Genomic DNA, 16,241 nt, shown 5'->3' on the forward strand with positions numbered 1-16,241 from the left:
ACAAAACCATGCGCCGAAGACCTCCGAAAACATCGCCGCAGGTGGGTAGCCTGCATAAAACCACACGTCGAAGATACCAGAAAATAAAGACAGGGCACACTTGATCAGATTTCACAGGCAAGTCTGGAATCTTGTGTCAAATCTGTTACAGCCATATGTATTTATGTCATGAAATGAATCCTACTTAAAGAGGATTCAATCGTCAGTTTTTCTTCACTGCTTTTGCGGTAAAGTGTTCGATTGGATTTTTGGAGGATATGTTCTGATGGAGTATTGTCTGTGGCTGCGTGGTACGTCCGGCACGAAGAATGGATTGAGGATACAGAACGCGGCGATCAAAAGCCGGAAGACGGCAGTGCCCGCGGGTGATGACGGGGTTGCGCCGGTCATTGCCGTTGCGGTGCTGATTGGTATGGTTGTGGTGGCGGGGGCCATCATCGGCTTTGCCATGTTTGCGGCGATGGAGGATGCGGCGGGGACGCTGCCGGATGTGCGGTTTCAGGCGTCGGCAGACGGGGTGAGCCTGTATCATGCGGGCGGGGATGCGCTGCCGCTGAAGAGTCTGGTGTTTTATAATACAGAGACGAAAGAGAATGTATCTGTACAGCTGACAAAGTGCGGTAGTGCTGATTCGGCAACTCCTAAAGAGTGGGATGTGTGGGAGACAGGGGATAAGATTCGGTTTGGTGAGGAGGGGGTGCTCGGCGTTCTGTCGATTGTCTGTATGGACAGCCGGAACCGCCCGGCCCTGCTGTGGATGGGATCACGTGCGATGGCGCTGCCGGTCGGGGATATGGTGCCGGATGTGTGGGGGGAGACGAGCGACGGGGGAGAGACAGAGACAATACCCCTTCCTAAATTTCCGGGAGAGGATACAGGAGATATTATCAAATACATTCATACTAATAGCGAGCAACAAGGAGTTCACTTGGGTGACTTACAACTTATCGAAAATGATAAATTCATCGTGAAGCCCGTATATACGATTCCGTCAAGTGATAGCGCTCAGATTAAAGCATCCATTAAACCTCAGAAAACTAATCAGGGTCATGGTAATGATGAGGGACATCCATATACGACCATCAACGTAACCATTTACGCGCTTAAGGATGGAAAATATATCAGGATAGCGTCTTTTATAGCGACGGATTCTCAGGGTTCAGATGCTGTAGTCGTAAACGTACCGCTTGAAAAAATGAGACAAGGAACTATCTGCTATGTAACAATCGAACGAGGAAAGAATGCTACATATATTGATAATCGCCAAACGATTGTAGTGGAAATAAAAAGAAATGATGGATAAGTGGTGCATGGGTTTTTTCGGACAAAAAAACATCACACAAATTTATTTAATGAAGAGCAGGAAAACATCACGACCGAATCCAGAACAATAACGCTCGATAAAAATACGCTGCAAAAACTGATATTCGTGAAGGACGCGGATACACTGTACGTGAAGTTCGCCGGATTATTGACGCAATGGATGAGTGAATCTGCATTTGTATGCAATTTTTTCTCCCCTGAGTCTGGGTATTTTCCTCATAAAATCTAAACGTGTTCATAAAGTGTGACTGGCTTCATCTTTTGGAATAGATTTCTCTGGGCTCTTCGGTATGTGGCTTTACTTGGAATAACCACGGAAAACACTGAACAGACGGAATTCCACTGAAAAAAACACGGAATACCGCTGCGTCGCGGCTTACGGAATACACGGAAAGAATCTGTGTATTAATTGAGTGGAGATACCCGCACCTTTACTTTTTCCGTGATATTTTCTTCATTTTTCCTCATAAAATCTAAACGTGTTCATAATGTGTGACTGGCTTCATCTTTTGGAATAGATTTCTCTGGGCTTCGGTATGTGGCTTTACTTGGAATAACCACTGAATACACGGAAGGAAGAAAATATCACGGAATACCGCCGCTCGCAGCTTACGGAATCTCACGGAAAGAATCTGTACATTGGGATATGATCAGAGATACAGACTTCCTTAATCTTTCAGTGTTTTCCGTAAGCGAAGCGGTATTCCGTGTTTTTTTCAGTGGAATTCCGTCTGTTCAGTGTTTTCCGTGGTTCCCTCAAACAAAACCAAAGTCAAAATCACTCTGCACCCTCTCAAACCGAGACCTCCCCCCTTTTTTCATCCCCACCCGAATCTTTATCCCTCTCCACGTAAACTATTCATCTATGCCCGACAAAGCCGAGATACGGAACCGGCTCAAATCCGTTCGCGACGCTTTGACCCTCGAAGAGCGCCGCGAAAAAAGCTACCATATCACCATACACCTCAAAAAATTTCTCCAGCCCTACCAGACGGTCTTCGCCTACGTTGCCAAAGACCCCGAAGTCGAATCGCTCGTCATCATTAACTGCCTCCTGGAAGAAGGAAAAACCGTCATCGTTCCCATCATCCAGACCGACACAAAAACACTCCGGCTCTCCTACCTGAAAAATATCGCCGATCTCGAACCCGGAACCTTCCATGTCCCTGAACCGCTCACCACAGAAATTCCTGCAGACGCCAAAGAGATCGAAATAGCATTAATGCCCCTCGTCGGATTCGATCGGAGCGGCAACCGGCTCGGATACGGCGCAGGATACTACGACCGGTTCTTCGAAACCTATCCGGACATTCCCCGCATCGGTCTTGCCTACGCATGCCAGGAAGCTCCCGCGATTCCTGCCGATCCCTTCGACCGGAAAATGGACTGGGTTGTCACCGAAAACGGATGTATCACCTGCAATCCTGCGCGCCCCATACTTTGACGTATTGTGGTTCTATAAATCTCTTTTTAGTCGCCGCAATTTTTTGCCCGCACAAATATTTTAAATACTACATAATGCTTACGTAGAGTAAACAAGAAATTACAGGTGATATATTCATGACAGATCCAATAACTCTTCCATTAATTGTACAGGAGGCAGACAGCAGCGATGTCGGGCGCGGATACGCAAGAATCAACAACGACGTCATGGCAAAACTCGGCGTTGACTCCGGCGACTTCGTCAAGATCACCGGAAAACGTACCGGCGTTGCAAAAGTCATGCGTTCCTCCGTCTCCGGCTCGGGCGGCATCGCCATAGACGGTGACACCCGCCGTGCGGCGGGTGCCGGTATCGGCGACACCGTCATGGTTGAAAAAACCGAACCGCAGACCGCATCCAAAATCACCATCCAGCCCGCAGCCCAGAGCATCAAACTCGACAGCCGCCAGCTGGAACAGTTCATCGTACAGCAGTACGCCGGAAAACCGATCGCCAAAGGCCAGATCATCCAGATTCCGCTCGCAACCCAGACGAGAAACGAAGACCCCTTCTTCTCCGGATGGGGAGGCTTCTCCAGCTACAGCACCGAATACTACGCATTCGTCATCTCCGACGTAACCCCGGGCGACATTGCCATTATCGGATCGCAGACCTCCGTCCACTACAAAGACGCCGTCTATAAAGGCGAGGATGCACCGAAAGGAAAATCCGCCGGAAACATCCACTACGAAGATATCGGCGGTCTCGGCCGGGAACTCTCACAGGTTCGTGAGATGATTGAATACCCGCTCCGTCACCCCGAAGTATTTGAAAAGCTCGGCATCGAACCGCCAAAAGGTGTCCTGCTCTACGGCCCGCCGGGAACCGGCAAAACCCTGATTGCCCGTGCGGTTGCAAACGAAGCGGGCGCATACTTCGACACAATTTCGGGACCCGAAATTGTGTCGAAGTACTACGGTGACTCCGAGGAAAAACTCCGGGAGATCTTCCAGAAAGCAGAAGAAAATGCCCCGGCAATCATCTTCATCGACGAGATCGATTCCATAGCCCCGAAACGTGAGGAGTCCAAGGGCGAGATGGAACGCCGTGTTGTGGCCCAGCTGCTTTCCCTAATGGACGGCCTGAAGAGTCGCGGCAAGGTCATCGTGATCGCCGCAACCAACCTGCCGGACGCAATCGACCCCGCTCTGCGCAGAGGAGGACGGTTCGACCGTGAGATCGAGATCGGTGTACCGGACAAAGAAGGAAGAAAGGAAATCCTCCAGATTCACTCCCGTAACGTCCCGCTTGCCGAAAATGTTGACCTCAACAAGTACGCAAACACCACGCACGGATTTGTCGGTGCTGACCTTGCCCTCGTGGTCAAAGAAGCCGCAATGCACGCACTACGCCGCGAGTTCCCGGGCATGAATCCGGATGAGACCATCTCAAAGGAAAAACTCGAAGGTCTGAAGGTCACCGCCGAGGACTTTGAAGCGGCACTGAAGATGGTGCAGCCCTCCGCGATGCGTGAGGTACTTGTCGAGGTGCCAGACATCCACTGGTCGGATGTCGGCGGACTTGACGGCGTCAAAGAGGAACTCCAGCAGGCGGTTGAGTGGCCGCTCAAGTATGCGGATGTGTACAAGCAGTTTGCCACCAAGTCACCGAAAGGATTCCTGATGTTCGGCCCGCCCGGAACCGGTAAAACCCTGCTTGCAAAAGCGGTTGCCAACGAGTCGGAGTGCAACTTCATCGCGGTCAAGGGTCCGGAACTGATGTCGAAGTGGGTCGGCGAGTCCGAGAAAGGTGTGCGGGAAATTTTCCGCAAGGCACGGCTTGCGTCGCCGTCGATCATCTTCTTCGATGAGATCGACTCGATCGTTCCGCGGAGAGGAAGTTACGAAGGCTCGTCTCACGTAACCGAGAGCGTAGTCAGCCAGTTCCTGACCGAACTTGACGGCCTGGAGGAGCTGAAGAATGTGGTTGTGATTGGTGCGACCAACCGTCCTGATATGATCGACCCGGCACTGCTCCGCCCCGGACGGCTGGAACAGCACATCTTTGTGCCGCCGCCGGATGAAGAGGGCAGAAAACAGATTCTTGCGGTGTACCTCAAGGGTGTTGCGGATATGCTGGCCGAAGATCTGAACGTGGACGATCTGGTCGCCGAAACCGATGGTTTCGTGGGCGCAGACATTGAGGCCCTGGTCCGTGAGGCGAAGATGGTTGCCATCCGCGAGTTTGTGAAAGCAATGGCAGGCCGCGAGGCGGAGGAGATCAAACTTGCCGTAGGGTCCGTGAAGATCTACAAGCGCCACTTTGAGGAGGCGTTAAAGCGTGTCCGCCCGTCACTGGACAAAGAAGGCCGCAGGACCGCGGAACGCGACTCCTGGCCGTACCGGTTTAACGAGGAGGAGCGGCAGGTGCTGGACAAAGCACTGACTGCGCTGAAGATGGCCGAGTACAAGGCCGATGAAGACACAGAGAAGAAGGAGCAGATCGAAAAACTCGAAAAACTCCTGATGCGTCATCAGAAAGACTTTAGCACAATCAAAGAGATAACTAAGAGTATAGAGAACTGAGAGCGGGACACTGTCCCCTCCGGTTTTTGGAAGTGATAGAAATATGCCGGAGTCATCGGATGATGCCTACAAGGATCTGATGGATATTATCCACCAGATCATTACTGCTCATGTTTCCGGCGATGGCGAGGAGAAACTCCCGCCGATCATGGGAGTGAAGTTTGTCTTAAACGGGGGTACGATTCATCTGGCCCCCGTCAATCCTCAGCCGAAGACGATTCCCCTGGAGGTTTTTGAGGATGCGGGAACAATTATTATTCAGACGGAACTTCCGCCGGAGTGTCCGGATGATTTCTTTATCGCATATCAGGACGGGAAACTGCAGTTGAATGCCGGTGCCCGCCGTGAGTACTCGGCGGTAATTCCGGTGGCGGAGATCGATCCGTCCTTAACGGAGACGCATCTGCACAACGGGGTGCTTGAGGTCATCTGCTTTAAGAAAAATATGGATGAGTAATTGTTTGTGGAGGTTTACTCCGCAATATCTTTTCTTTCAATGAGATACAGTTCCGGACTTTGTTTTGCCAGCTCTCTGAGACGCACGTCAAAGCCGGTCGCAGAGAAAAGTCCATACACAATTTCATAGCCGGCAAGTTCGGGCGCCTGACATTTTCTCTGTAAATCAGCATACACACTCATGTCCACGACCCTGTCTCCGGAATAAAATTTGCATTCTCCGGCAAACAATTTTTTTCCGGAGTGATCGATTGCAACAACATCGATCTCCACGTCGCCGCGTCCCCAGAAGGAGCCGACCCGCGACGGCTCGAAGGGAATTTTTCCGCTGCTGCATCCATTCCAGAAAAGTTCGCGGCAGATGTCTTCATAGACGAAGCTGACAAACCGGTCGATGTAGTGCGGTCTGATACGTTCAAGAACTGCATCGCTCTTCCCGATTTCCAGTTCACTTTTGTTGGGGGAGACGAACAAAAACCAGAATCGGAGGAAGCTGTCCTGAATGTGATATCTTCCTTTTTTGCTGTGTTCGGGCGCGGGTTCCGTTACCGGAACACGGCGTTCGATGAGATGGAGGTCTATTAAGGTGGTGAGGTAAGGAACAAGTGTGGTGGTTTTCATCTCAAGAGCTGCGGCAAGTTCGGAGAGTCGTGTCTTTCCGGCGGCGATGGCTTTGAGGATGGAGAAATAGGTGGTTGGTCCGTTCACTTCTTTTTCGAGGAGGAAGATCGGTTCTTCGTAGAGGTAGCCGTTTTTGTTGAGAATGTGTTGTTTGATGTTGGTGAAGATGTCCGCGTCGTTGTCGAAGAACTCCAGATATTTGGGAACGCCTCCGGTGATGGCATAGAGGCTGACGAGTTCTGCGAAAGATCTGTCGGTATAGTATGCGGACAGTTCTGTGAAGGTGAGTGGTTGCAGGCGTATCTGGGCGGTTCTTCTTCCATAGAGCGGGCTAACGTACGAGAGAGCATGAGTTTTCATCATGCTGATGTATGATCCGCAGAGGATGACCATGATGTTGTGTTTGGAGAGTGTTTCATCCCAGGCTTTCTGAAGGAGGGAGGGAAATGCCGGATTGATCTCAGCGAGGTACTGGAATTCATCGATGATGAGAATTTTTTTCTGATCCGAATTGTGTTCGGCAAAGAGAGTGAAGAGTGTTATCCAGTCGTTGATTGCGCCACTTTGCAGGTACTCTTTGCGGGTGAATGCGGCAAGCTGCTGCTGGAAGTTCTGCATGTTCTGCGTTTCCCGTTCTTCGGTTGCGAGGTAGTAAAGTGCCGGTTTGTTTTTGATGAACTCGGTGATGAGGGTTGTTTTGCCGACGCGACGACGACCGTAGATGACGACGAAACCTGCGTTTCTCCGGTAATTTTCCTCAAGTGTTGCGAGTTCCTGTGTTCTGCCAATAAAGTTCATATTTTTGAAAATGATTATTGAAATAATCATTATTTAAATTATCATTATTGAAATAATAATATTTGGGTGGGGACAGAGGTACGTGATGGGAACCTCAGCGGTTTTAGCAAGGCATGGGGAAGGGGTATTGAAACGATACAGGAGCCTGCTATTCATGGAAGAAGTACAGTCTGAAACAGGACCATAATCTCATATCTCAAAACATACGAGACGATTACTACTGCTTCCGCTGCTAAGTTATTGGATGTACAGGACAAAACAGCACAGCGGCTCCTCACCAAGGCAGAAAAACTTCGGCTTTTATCGGGTGAAGGAAAAACGAAGGATAAAATTTATCGAAAAGCGGCAATGCCACCGCGAAAATAATTTTTTCTGTTCATGAGATCTGTCAGACCCGAGTTTGTTATACTATTAAATTTCTATCTTTCTGTGATCGATCAATCCTGATATTTTCTAAAATAGGAGAGGATATTATTCGTCCTTCGGCAGCATCCGCAGAAGAGTGTTGATGGTTTTCTGGAGTTCGGAGATGATTTCCCGTTTTGCCGCAGCTTCTTCTTCGTACTGGGCGGTTATTTTTGCGAGTGAGTCACGAACTTCGGCGAGTTCTGTTTCCATTCGGGTCAGGCGGTTGAGATATTCTGCATCGGTGGTGATGTTGCCTTCGACGCTTATCCAGTACTTCAGCGCCCGAACGATCACTGCGGTGCGATCGGTTCCCTCTTTTTCTTTGAGCTGATCGAGTTCTTTGATCATGGCTGCCGGGAGGCGAAGGCTGATCTGCTCCGGTTTTACCGTATTTCTGACACCCCGCGTCATGCAAATATATGGTAGATGCGAGGCAGAGATTAGCCTTGGCAAACCGATATCTATTTAGTGAATCCCATGACATTTCTATTTGAAAACCATATGATATCTTATTGTGGGTGAATGGATGGATAAATGGGGTGCAGTGAATACCAAACTTACGAAGGAGGGCGACGTGCCGCGATCAACTGTTGTGGTCTGCATTCTTGCCGGAGTGCTGATTGCAGGAGGGTTGTTTGTTGCGGGAATGTATGCAGCTGAGCCGGTAATCGATGAATATTTGAATGAAACCAAAGGTATCATTCATCTCTACGACTTTTATGATCTGAATATCGGAGAAGATCAGACCGCGGTGTACTTTATTGGAAGCAGTATTATCGGCGCTTCCATCTATCCGCCGTATATCAATCAGAATCTGTCGAACAACGATTACAATATTACAACCTATAATCTCTATATTAGTAGTGATACACCGCGGAGAAGATCTATTGAGTTACAAAATATCATTGCCTCAGCACCATCTCTGATAATATATGGTGTGACGTATAGAAGTGTAACTGATAGAGCCGAATGGCCGGATGAACAGATAGTACTGGTACACAGCAGACTGAAAATTCTAAATGACTCATTGCAACTGTATTCCCAAAAAGAGCGAAATGATCTCAAAATAAAACCAACTATATACTATAAAAAGAAATTTATTCCAAATGCTGTTTCATACACCCCCGTAGTTCATGACCCCACATTTGATTATCTGAATGATCCTAATGGACTCATATCAAGACGCTACTATGATACTACAAAAAAACCAGAACAAATCCTCAAAGAAGCAAATAATCCCAAGGATCCCTGGCGCCCTATCGTCACCAATGAATCAACACGCTATAAACAGGCATTGATCTACAACGTTCAGACGTTGCAGAATGCAGGCATTCCGGTTGTCCTGATCAACATGCCGCTTCACCCGTTAACTTCTGAAAAGATCACTGATGAATCCCGTCAAAACTTCTATGATCTGCTGAACGAAACAGGAGCAAAATGGTATGACATGGAGTTTGGATGTGGTGATGAATGTTTCATTGACAGTCATCACATGACATTTTACGGTGCCACACAGTTTGCCCCCCGTATGGCCGAACTCATAATCTCGGAGGTGAAATCCGGTGCTGTTCACTACGCCTGAGTACCTCATCTTCTTTGCCATCGTCCTCATCGCAACCGAACTGCTCCGCCGAAAACTTTGGCAGCACTGTCTGCTCCTCGCAGCAAGCTACTACTTCTACTGGTGTTCCGGTTCCATCCACATTCTGCTGCTGGTCTTCGTCACGCTCGCCTCCTTCTTCTGCGGCGCAAAAATCTTTGCAGCAGATACCAAGCGACGAAAAAAATTCTGGCTTGCCCTTGGCACACTCATTCCGATTCTCATCCTCGGCTGGTTCAAGTACATCGACTTCGGCATTGCATCGATCAACTCCCTGTTGGGTGCAGCCGGCATTGCCGTCTCCCTTCCTCTCTTACAGGTACTCCTGCCGGTCGGAATCTCCTTCTTCACCTTCCAGGCACTCAGCTACATCTTTGACATCTACTTAGGCAAACTCGAACCCGAACCGCATCTCCACAAATACGCACTCTTCATCGCCTTCTTCCCGGCCCTCGTTGCGGGTCCCATCGTCCGGGCAAGCGAATTTCTCCCGCAGCTGCGGGAAAAAATTCACATCAGCGGTGACAACCTGAAAGTCGGCGTAACCCTCATCATCTGGGGACTGTTCAAAAAGATGGTCATCGCCGACAACCTCGGAAGCCGGGTTGACTTTGTCTTCTCCTCGCCGGAGACCGCAACCTCAGTATGGATCATTCTCGGCACCATCCTTTTCGGCATCCAGATTTACTGCGACTTCTCCGGTTACGCCCACATCGCTATCGGCTGCGCCCGTTGTCTCGGATTCAGAATCCCGGAAAACTTCAACCTCCCCTACCTCGCCGCAAACATCCAGATATTCTGGAGAAAATGGCACATGACCCTCTCGCGTTTCATCCGCGACTACGTCTACATTCCGCTCGGCGGCAACCGCAAAGGCCACGTCCGGACCTACGCAAACCTCCTCGCCTCCATGGTAATCTGCGGTCTCTGGCACGGAGCCGCATGGACCTTTGTCCTCTGGGGAGGCTATCACGGCGTACTCCTCCTTCTCCACCGCTACTTCATCGGTGAAAAAAAGATCGGAGCAGCAAGCATCCTCCTCGCATCCAACACCGGACTCCTGCTGAAAATTCTCATCACCCAGGCGCTCGTCTTCTTCGGCTGGATGATCTTCCGGGCGAACAGCTTCGACGATCTCCTCAGCTGCATCCAGAAGATCATCTTCTTCGACTTCCAGTTCTCCACCTTCACCAGACTTGCCGTTCTTGGCGGTGCAGGACTGATCCTTCTCGCGTTTGTTGTCATGAGCAGCAAACGCCTTGCGGCATTTGCCAAAGCCGCAGCAGTCTATGACTACCTCGCGTTCTGTGCACGGCTGCGGCCGTTCTACTGGACACTTTACCTCGCCGTCCTCGGCTTTGCCATCCTGCTCCTCTCTCCTCCGGAAACCCCGGAGTTCATCTACTTCGCATTCTAAATGCAGGAACCAAAACACAGCTCACCGAAATTATTCTACGCCAGCCTCAGGGAACGTGATCAAAACATCCCGGTCCAAAAGAGGCCGGACAACATATCTGAAAACCCATTGATACACTTCCTCATCCATCAGCTCCCGATTCACCATCACACACTCCGGTTTTGGAACAGTCTCTCCTCCCTTCTGAAACACCAGCAAAGGCTCACATCCATCATACGAATTATCATAAACCAGTGCCTCATCAGCGGAAAGAATCATCTCCGGAAGAAAACCTACCGAACGTTCATACCTGCTTCTGATCTTCTCCTCCGGCACGGCATGTCCTCCTGCCTCAACACGATTTTGTACCCTGGCAACATTAATCTCAGGACTCTTCGTCATCACATAAACCAAACGGATACGATTATCCAGCAGCTTTCGCCCGATCCATAAACACCAGTCTGCTTTCATGGGAAAAAACAGTCTCCCAGGCAAAACAAACATCAGATGACAACATTTCCTCAAGCTGGCGTTCCGTCTCTTCCCATGCCAGACGTGACCGTGTCACCCCGTCCGGCATCATCGCGATCTCCGGATTGGACTTCGCACAGTAGTCCGCATTAATATACACACAATCCGGGTATGCCGCAAGAACCTGGGAAATTACAGTAGATTTTCCCGAACCATTCGGGCCTGCAAAAAGAAAAAGAGTAGTCATCGGTGTTGTTTGCAGAACTCATACGTCCTTTTGGATGCTTTCAGCAGAACAGCATCCGTATTCTGAAACGAGGGGACAAAACCTGTCTCACTCCATTTCATGGAAGCATGAATTCTCCGGCTTTCCGGTGACAGCCTGAATATGATATCCTGCTCAGAAGATAGACAGTTGTCAGCGTGCGATACACACCGCACGCACTCTTTGCGTGAGCAAATTTTTTGGAAAGAAGTTTCCGAGGATGTACTGCTCATAAGCCATCATCTCCTGATAATGATCTAATATCTTGTTTCAGATCCATATAAACACGAGCCTTCAAACACTTCTCTTGCGTATGGGGTATCCTTTGATCTCAAGCTTTTGTACCCGAAAAACTATCTTGTTGCAAACGAAACGAACTTCTGACAACACGGAGGACAACCCCATACTCATCCATACAAACCGCCGGGGGATTCGATGAACATCCTGTTTGCCGTCTGCGGTGAAGGACTCGGCCACGCATCACGCTCGACAAAACTTGCTGCATATCTTGCACAGCACGGCCACACCTGCACGTTTGCCTCCTACGGCAAAGCCTACGACTTCATTCAGAAACAGGGATTCCCCGTTCATGAAATCAGCCGTGAGGTCACACTCGGGGGAGACGACGGCCTCTTCAGCCTCGCAAAAACCCTCTGGCTCTCCAAAACCGTCCCGGTATCCCTCCTGCACTCCTACCGCGACGCCCGCCGACTGCTCAAAGACCAGCACACCGATCTCCTTGTCGCCGACACCATGTATGCCGCAGGATACGCCGCAAAATCTCTTGGCATCCGAAACGCATTCATCACCAACCAGAACACCTTTGCTGCCGCCGCATCTCCGGACGCGGCATACTGGAACTATCTCAGCAGGATTGTGCAGAAGTATCTCCAGAAGGTTCCCGACATCGTCATCGTCCCTGACTTTCCCCCTCCTGACACCATAAGCGGCCACAACTTCCTCATTCCCGAAACAGAGATCAGTCATTACCGGTTTGTCGGCCCGATCCTTGACCGGGATCCTGCCGCAATACCCTGCTCCCGGGAAACCATCTTCGCAAGTTTCGGCGGTGAACCCTTCAAACTCCCGCTCTATACCATGCTCCGTGAAATTGCGGATGAACTGCCGGACCACACCTTCGAAGTCTTCTCCACCACCCCGGGTCTTCCGGAAAACACCGGAAACTTCCAGACATTCGGCTACGTCCCCGACCTCCAGCCGTACCTTGCCAAATCCCGCGTGGCGATTCTGCACGGCGGCCTCACCTCCCTGATGGAAGCGCTCTCTCTTGGAAAACCCGTTGTCATGATCATTGACCCCTATCATCCGGAACAGTGGAACAATGCGAAAAAAATCGAGGAGATGGGGGCAGGCATTATGGTCCTCGGCAATACCGTCACCAAAGAAAAACTGGACGATGCAATCTCGCGGGCACTTACGATGACTCCCCCTGACCTGCGGCAGCTGTTCACCGCCCCGGATAGCCGGGAAACCATCCGCGGGATTCTGGAGAGTCTGCACACATCGTGAGTTCAGAGTTCAGAACTCATTCCAATTTGAAGAAAAAATCTGTCGGGTCTGTTTTTTCATTCAGGACAGAACGTATCTATTTATATACCCAACACTATATCTATACCACAAGAGAAAAAAAATTCGTATCTCCCCTGTCGGGAAAGAGAGAATGAAAAAAAATCTCCGTCACCTTATTTTCAAAAAAATGAAATGAACTCTGAACTCTGCATTCACGAATCACTCACTTCACGTGCCGTCCGTCCCAGTACTCCTCCGGCTCCTCGCGGCACAACCGCTGTTCATGGAAGATCGTCTGTTTGCCGATCAGCATATACGCAACAGCCACCGCACCCATTGCCGGAACAAACAGCGAAAAGTCACCGGTCATCTCCAGAACCATAATCATAATCGCAATCGGGGCATGGGCAATCCCGCCGAACAGAGCAAGCATCCCCACAATCACAAATGCCGGAACACTCGCAAGCGGCACAATCTCCGGCAGAATCAGATGCAGAAACATCCCGAACGCCCCGCCGGCAAACCCGCCGACCGCAAGCCCGGGTGCAAACACCCCGCCGCTGCCGCCCGACCCGATTGTCAAGGAGGTGGTAATGGTTTTTACAACCGGCAGAAGAATCAGAACCGACAACGGAAGCATATTGTACATCGCCATCTGCACAAACCCGTACCCGCTGCCAAGACTGGCCAGTCCCACCATCATCGTCTCCGGCGAAAGATAGGAAAGAACGATGATCAGAACACCGATCAGAAACGCACCCAGAACCGGCTTTACGTACTTCGGAATGTGATACCGGACGGCGACCCGGTCGAAGACCGCCTTTGTCCCGTAAAATGTTTTCACATAGAAGATGCCGACCGCCGCCGCGATGCCGCCAAGGAGAAGGAAAAGCGGAATCTGTGCGACCGACCAGACAAGCGAAGCAGCGCCGAAGATCGGTGCGTAGCCTTCAAAGAATCCGAAGATGGAGTAGCCGATGATGGACGCGAGAAATGACGGCATAACCACATCCGCCTCAAAGTCCCGCAGATACAAAATCTCTGCCGCAAGAATTGCGCCGCCGAGAGGAGCCTTGAAGATCGTGCCGATACCCGCACCGATACCGGTTGCAATTGCGATCTTTCGTTCGCGCGGCGAGAGATGAAAGACATCCGCAATAAACGCCCCGAACCCTGCGGCTATCTGGGCGGTCGGCCCTTCCCGTCCGGCAGACCCTCCGGTTGCAATGGTAATGATGGATGCAACCGCTTTGACGATCGGAACCCGCCAGCGGATTTTCCCGTCGCCGTGATACGCCCGGATTGCCGCGTCTGTACCGTGACCTTCGGCTTCCGGGGCGAAGAAGTACACGATGAGGCCCGAGAGGAGGGCGCCTCCGCAGATGATCGGAAGAATCAGCCAGATAAACGGCGGCGGCGTCCATCCGGCAATCTCTGCCGCCGTCTGACCCTCCAGCGGAAGGTTTGCACCGAACAACATCTCCATGACAAGTGCGGTGCCGTACTCAAGACCTTTGAAGAACAACAATGCCCCGAATCCCGAGATAACGCCTACCGTTATTCCGATCAGAATCAGTTTTCTGAAGGAACTCTCACACTTTTTTTCGTTCACACCGATACATCCCCGAATATAATCTGATACTTTCTGCTGAGGATATAAAAAAGGAGAGGACTTGAAGTGTTCAGGCAGAACTGCTTTTGAGTTTTTCCTCGTCAAGCATGTCGAGTTTTGCAGCGACCTGCACCATGTCGATGGGAACGGCCACCATGTTGAGGGCCGTACTGAGGAAGTCAAGCAGAATCTCAAGCACCACGGCAATACCCAGAGCTTCGACCGGGATGCCGAGCTGGAGGAAGAGGATGGAGTAACAGGCGATTCCTCCTCCGGGAACGGGCGGGACGGCGAGTGCCAGAAGTCCTGCGGTAAGGATTGCCATAAAAATCCAGGAGAGGGTTATTGGCACACTGTAATAGTCTGCCATAAAAAGGCAGACGCAGAAAAATATTGCCGCGTGTCCCGGGCGGGAGAATGCCGTTCCGAGCGGTACGCCGAAGTTTACGAGACGCTGGGAGATGCCGAGTTTTTTACCGCAGGTGTCCATGTTGGTGGAAAATGTTGCGGCAGAGGATGCAGTGGTGAGGGCGATGAGAAATGACGGCAGAAGTTTTTTGGCAAGGAGAACCGGCGAAATTCTTCTGCCAAGGACAACGCCTCCTCCCATGAGGAGGAGGTTTGCGATGACACAGAGGATAATGACGGCGAAGAGTTTCCAGAGGTCACCGAGGTTTTCGATGTCGGTGAGCATCAGATGCAGAATGCTGACGAAGATGATTGCAGGCAGAAGCGAGGTGATCCACTCCATGACCAGCTGGATGAGGGTGTTTGCCTGACCGACGAACTGCACAATGGTGGGGATCTTTTTGTTGAGGATCAGCATGGCAAGGCCGAAGACGACAGCGAGGAAGATGATCTGCAGGGTGTTTCCTTCGGCAAAGGGTGCGACGATGTTGGCGGGGATGATGGAGAGGAGCATGGTAAAGATTGCCTGAAACTCTCCGGCGCTCTGCGAACCGCCGGAGATGGTGACAGGGAAGAAGAAAAGACAGACGGCAGTACATACCACGAGGGTGAAGTAGATCCTTCCGAAGTATCTGCCGATTACTTTGTTGCCGATGTTGCCCAGGGTTGCGGTATCGCCGATACTGTAGATGCCCCAGAGAAGTGAGAGGAACATCATGGGAAGTGCGATTGCGATGAGGACGCCGATAAAGGTGTCAAAAAGCGGGGTGACAATTCCCGTTCCAATGGCATGGGAGATGTCTGAAGGAAGCATGCGGCAGCCGAGTCCTGCGAGGAGTCCGGCAATGATGGAGCAGACAAGGTAGATGAGGGGGTTGATCTTCTTCCGCTTCGGCATCAGGGCAATCTGGTTTTCGCCGTTGACATAGTGGTAGGACGGGACAAGGCCGATGTTGGCGAGAAGCGTCTGCACGGAGTTCCCGCCGGTCAGGACGCAGTCTTCTTCGCCGCCGAAGGGGTTGACTTTCGGGCCGGGAACGGCCATGGTAATGTACTGGCGGCCCAGACGCCTCCCGCTTCTGAAGGTACATTCAGTTCCTTCGCCGAGAACGGCAAGCCATTTGAGGAGAACTTTTTCGACGGCTGTTTCTAAGTTCCGGGCGTCGTCAGCACCGATCTGTCCTTCTTTGAGGGTTTTTGCGGTGAGCGAGCTTATCTCGCTGACGGCGGTCTGCGAGAGGCGGTAGGTGAGGGTTTTGGGGGCGATGTCGAGCTGCATGGATACCGGTTGTATGAGTAAGAATGTTCTGTACTGGTATATATGGAGTGCGGGTTTGGTGGGGGG

Annotated in this window: 13 protein-coding genes; 7 read left to right on the forward strand and 6 right to left on the reverse strand. The window is 51.0% G+C overall.

Annotated features, from left to right (window positions below; translation table 11 throughout):
- The first annotated feature begins 265 nt into the window (after window positions 1–265).
- From O0S10_RS02265 to O0S10_RS02280, 4 genes are all read left to right on the forward strand, one after another.
- A complete protein-coding gene (locus O0S10_RS02265) occupies window positions 266–1,303 on the forward strand; it encodes a type IV pilin N-terminal domain-containing protein (RefSeq protein WP_268924276.1) in 1,038 nt (345 codons plus the stop codon).
- Window positions 1,304–2,188: 885 nt separating this feature from the next.
- Window positions 2,189–2,767, forward strand: a complete 579-nt coding sequence (locus O0S10_RS02270) for a 5-formyltetrahydrofolate cyclo-ligase (protein ID WP_268924277.1) — start codon at window positions 2,189–2,191, stop codon at window positions 2,765–2,767.
- A 116-nt stretch (window positions 2,768–2,883) separates the two neighbouring features.
- Window positions 2,884–5,331, forward strand: a complete 2,448-nt coding sequence (locus O0S10_RS02275) for a CDC48 family AAA ATPase (RefSeq protein WP_268924278.1) — start codon at window positions 2,884–2,886, stop codon at window positions 5,329–5,331.
- A 43-nt stretch (window positions 5,332–5,374) separates the two neighbouring features.
- The gene (locus tag O0S10_RS02280; protein WP_268924279.1) at window positions 5,375–5,788 is read left to right on the forward strand and encodes a hypothetical protein; all 414 of its coding nucleotides are present in this window, start codon (window positions 5,375–5,377) and stop codon (window positions 5,786–5,788) included.
- A 14-nt stretch (window positions 5,789–5,802) separates the two neighbouring features.
- Here O0S10_RS02280 and O0S10_RS02285 read toward each other — a convergent pair whose 3' ends face one another.
- Both O0S10_RS02285 and O0S10_RS02290 read right to left on the reverse strand, forming a co-directional pair.
- The gene (locus tag O0S10_RS02285; RefSeq protein ID WP_268924280.1) at window positions 5,803–7,206 is read right to left on the reverse strand and encodes an ATP-binding protein; all 1,404 of its coding nucleotides are present in this window, start codon (window positions 7,204–7,206) and stop codon (window positions 5,803–5,805) included.
- Window positions 7,207–7,677: 471 nt separating this feature from the next.
- Window positions 7,678–8,025 (reverse strand): ribbon-helix-helix protein, CopG family, encoded by a 348-nt coding sequence (locus O0S10_RS02290; RefSeq protein WP_268924281.1) that lies wholly within the window; start codon window positions 8,023–8,025, stop codon window positions 7,678–7,680.
- A 115-nt stretch (window positions 8,026–8,140) separates the two neighbouring features.
- On the opposite strand from O0S10_RS02290, the gene O0S10_RS02295 reads away from it, so the two are divergent.
- Both O0S10_RS02295 and O0S10_RS02300 read left to right on the forward strand, forming a co-directional pair.
- Entirely contained in the window at window positions 8,141–9,196 is a 1,056-nt protein-coding gene (locus tag O0S10_RS02295) for a hypothetical protein (RefSeq protein WP_268924282.1), read from the forward strand.
- On the forward strand, window positions 9,177–10,631 hold the full coding sequence (locus O0S10_RS02300) for an MBOAT family O-acyltransferase (RefSeq protein ID WP_268924283.1): 1,455 nt from the start codon (window positions 9,177–9,179) through the stop codon (window positions 10,629–10,631). The genes O0S10_RS02295 and O0S10_RS02300 overlap by 20 nt, the downstream gene beginning before the upstream one ends.
- A 30-nt stretch (window positions 10,632–10,661) precedes the next feature.
- On the opposite strand, the gene O0S10_RS02305 is transcribed toward O0S10_RS02300, so the two are convergent.
- Both O0S10_RS02305 and O0S10_RS02310 read right to left on the reverse strand, forming a co-directional pair.
- Window positions 10,662–11,081 carry a hypothetical protein gene (locus tag O0S10_RS02305; RefSeq protein ID WP_268924284.1) on the reverse strand — a complete coding sequence of 140 codons (420 nt, stop codon included), beginning with the start codon at window positions 11,079–11,081 and terminating at the stop codon, window positions 10,662–10,664.
- Window positions 11,035–11,328, reverse strand: coding sequence for an AAA family ATPase (locus O0S10_RS02310; RefSeq protein WP_268924285.1), 294 nt, complete (start codon window positions 11,326–11,328; stop codon window positions 11,035–11,037). The genes O0S10_RS02305 and O0S10_RS02310 overlap by 47 nt, the downstream gene beginning before the upstream one ends.
- A 453-nt stretch (window positions 11,329–11,781) precedes the next feature.
- Between O0S10_RS02310 and O0S10_RS02315 the strand changes: the two genes are divergently transcribed.
- The gene (locus O0S10_RS02315; protein ID WP_268924286.1) at window positions 11,782–12,876 is read left to right on the forward strand and encodes a glycosyltransferase; all 1,095 of its coding nucleotides are present in this window, start codon (window positions 11,782–11,784) and stop codon (window positions 12,874–12,876) included.
- A gap of 223 nt (window positions 12,877–13,099) precedes the next feature.
- On the opposite strand, the gene O0S10_RS02320 is transcribed toward O0S10_RS02315, so the two are convergent.
- Both O0S10_RS02320 and O0S10_RS02325 read right to left on the reverse strand, forming a co-directional pair.
- Window positions 13,100–14,488, reverse strand: coding sequence for a chloride channel protein (locus O0S10_RS02320; RefSeq protein WP_268924287.1), 1,389 nt, complete (start codon window positions 14,486–14,488; stop codon window positions 13,100–13,102).
- A gap of 70 nt (window positions 14,489–14,558) precedes the next feature.
- The gene (locus O0S10_RS02325; protein WP_268924288.1) at window positions 14,559–16,175 is read right to left on the reverse strand and encodes a dicarboxylate/amino acid:cation symporter; all 1,617 of its coding nucleotides are present in this window, start codon (window positions 16,173–16,175) and stop codon (window positions 14,559–14,561) included.
- Between the last annotated feature and the right edge of the window lie 66 nt (window positions 16,176–16,241).

Origin of the sequence: Methanocorpusculum petauri (assembly GCF_026891975.1) — an archaeon.
Taxonomy (GTDB): Archaea; Halobacteriota; Methanomicrobia; order Methanomicrobiales; family Methanocorpusculaceae; genus Methanocorpusculum; species Methanocorpusculum petauri.

What these genes read in the sequence shown, in the direction of transcription:
- O0S10_RS02265 (WP_268924276.1), top strand. Translation starts at nt 266, where the DNA reads ATGGAGTATTGTCTGTGGCTGCGTGGTACGTCCGGCACGAAGAATGGA.
- O0S10_RS02270 (WP_268924277.1), top strand. Translation starts at nt 2,189, where the DNA reads ATGCCCGACAAAGCCGAGATACGGAACCGGCTCAAATCCGTTCGCGAC.
- O0S10_RS02275 (WP_268924278.1), top strand. Translation starts at nt 2,884, where the DNA reads ATGACAGATCCAATAACTCTTCCATTAATTGTACAGGAGGCAGACAGC.
- O0S10_RS02280 (WP_268924279.1), top strand. Translation starts at nt 5,375, where the DNA reads ATGCCGGAGTCATCGGATGATGCCTACAAGGATCTGATGGATATTATC.
- O0S10_RS02285 (WP_268924280.1), bottom strand. Translation starts at nt 7,206, where the DNA reads ATGAACTTTATTGGCAGAACACAGGAACTCGCAACACTTGAGGAAAAT.
- O0S10_RS02290 (WP_268924281.1), bottom strand. Translation starts at nt 8,025, where the DNA reads ATGACGCGGGGTGTCAGAAATACGGTAAAACCGGAGCAGATCAGCCTT.
- O0S10_RS02295 (WP_268924282.1), top strand. Translation starts at nt 8,141, where the DNA reads ATGGATAAATGGGGTGCAGTGAATACCAAACTTACGAAGGAGGGCGAC.
- O0S10_RS02305 (WP_268924284.1), bottom strand. Translation starts at nt 11,081, where the DNA reads ATGAAAGCAGACTGGTGTTTATGGATCGGGCGAAAGCTGCTGGATAAT.
- O0S10_RS02310 (WP_268924285.1), bottom strand. Translation starts at nt 11,328, where the DNA reads ATGACTACTCTTTTTCTTTTTGCAGGCCCGAATGGTTCGGGAAAATCT.
- O0S10_RS02315 (WP_268924286.1), top strand. Translation starts at nt 11,782, where the DNA reads ATGAACATCCTGTTTGCCGTCTGCGGTGAAGGACTCGGCCACGCATCA.
- O0S10_RS02325 (WP_268924288.1), bottom strand. Translation starts at nt 16,175, where the DNA reads ATGCAGCTCGACATCGCCCCCAAAACCCTCACCTACCGCCTCTCGCAG.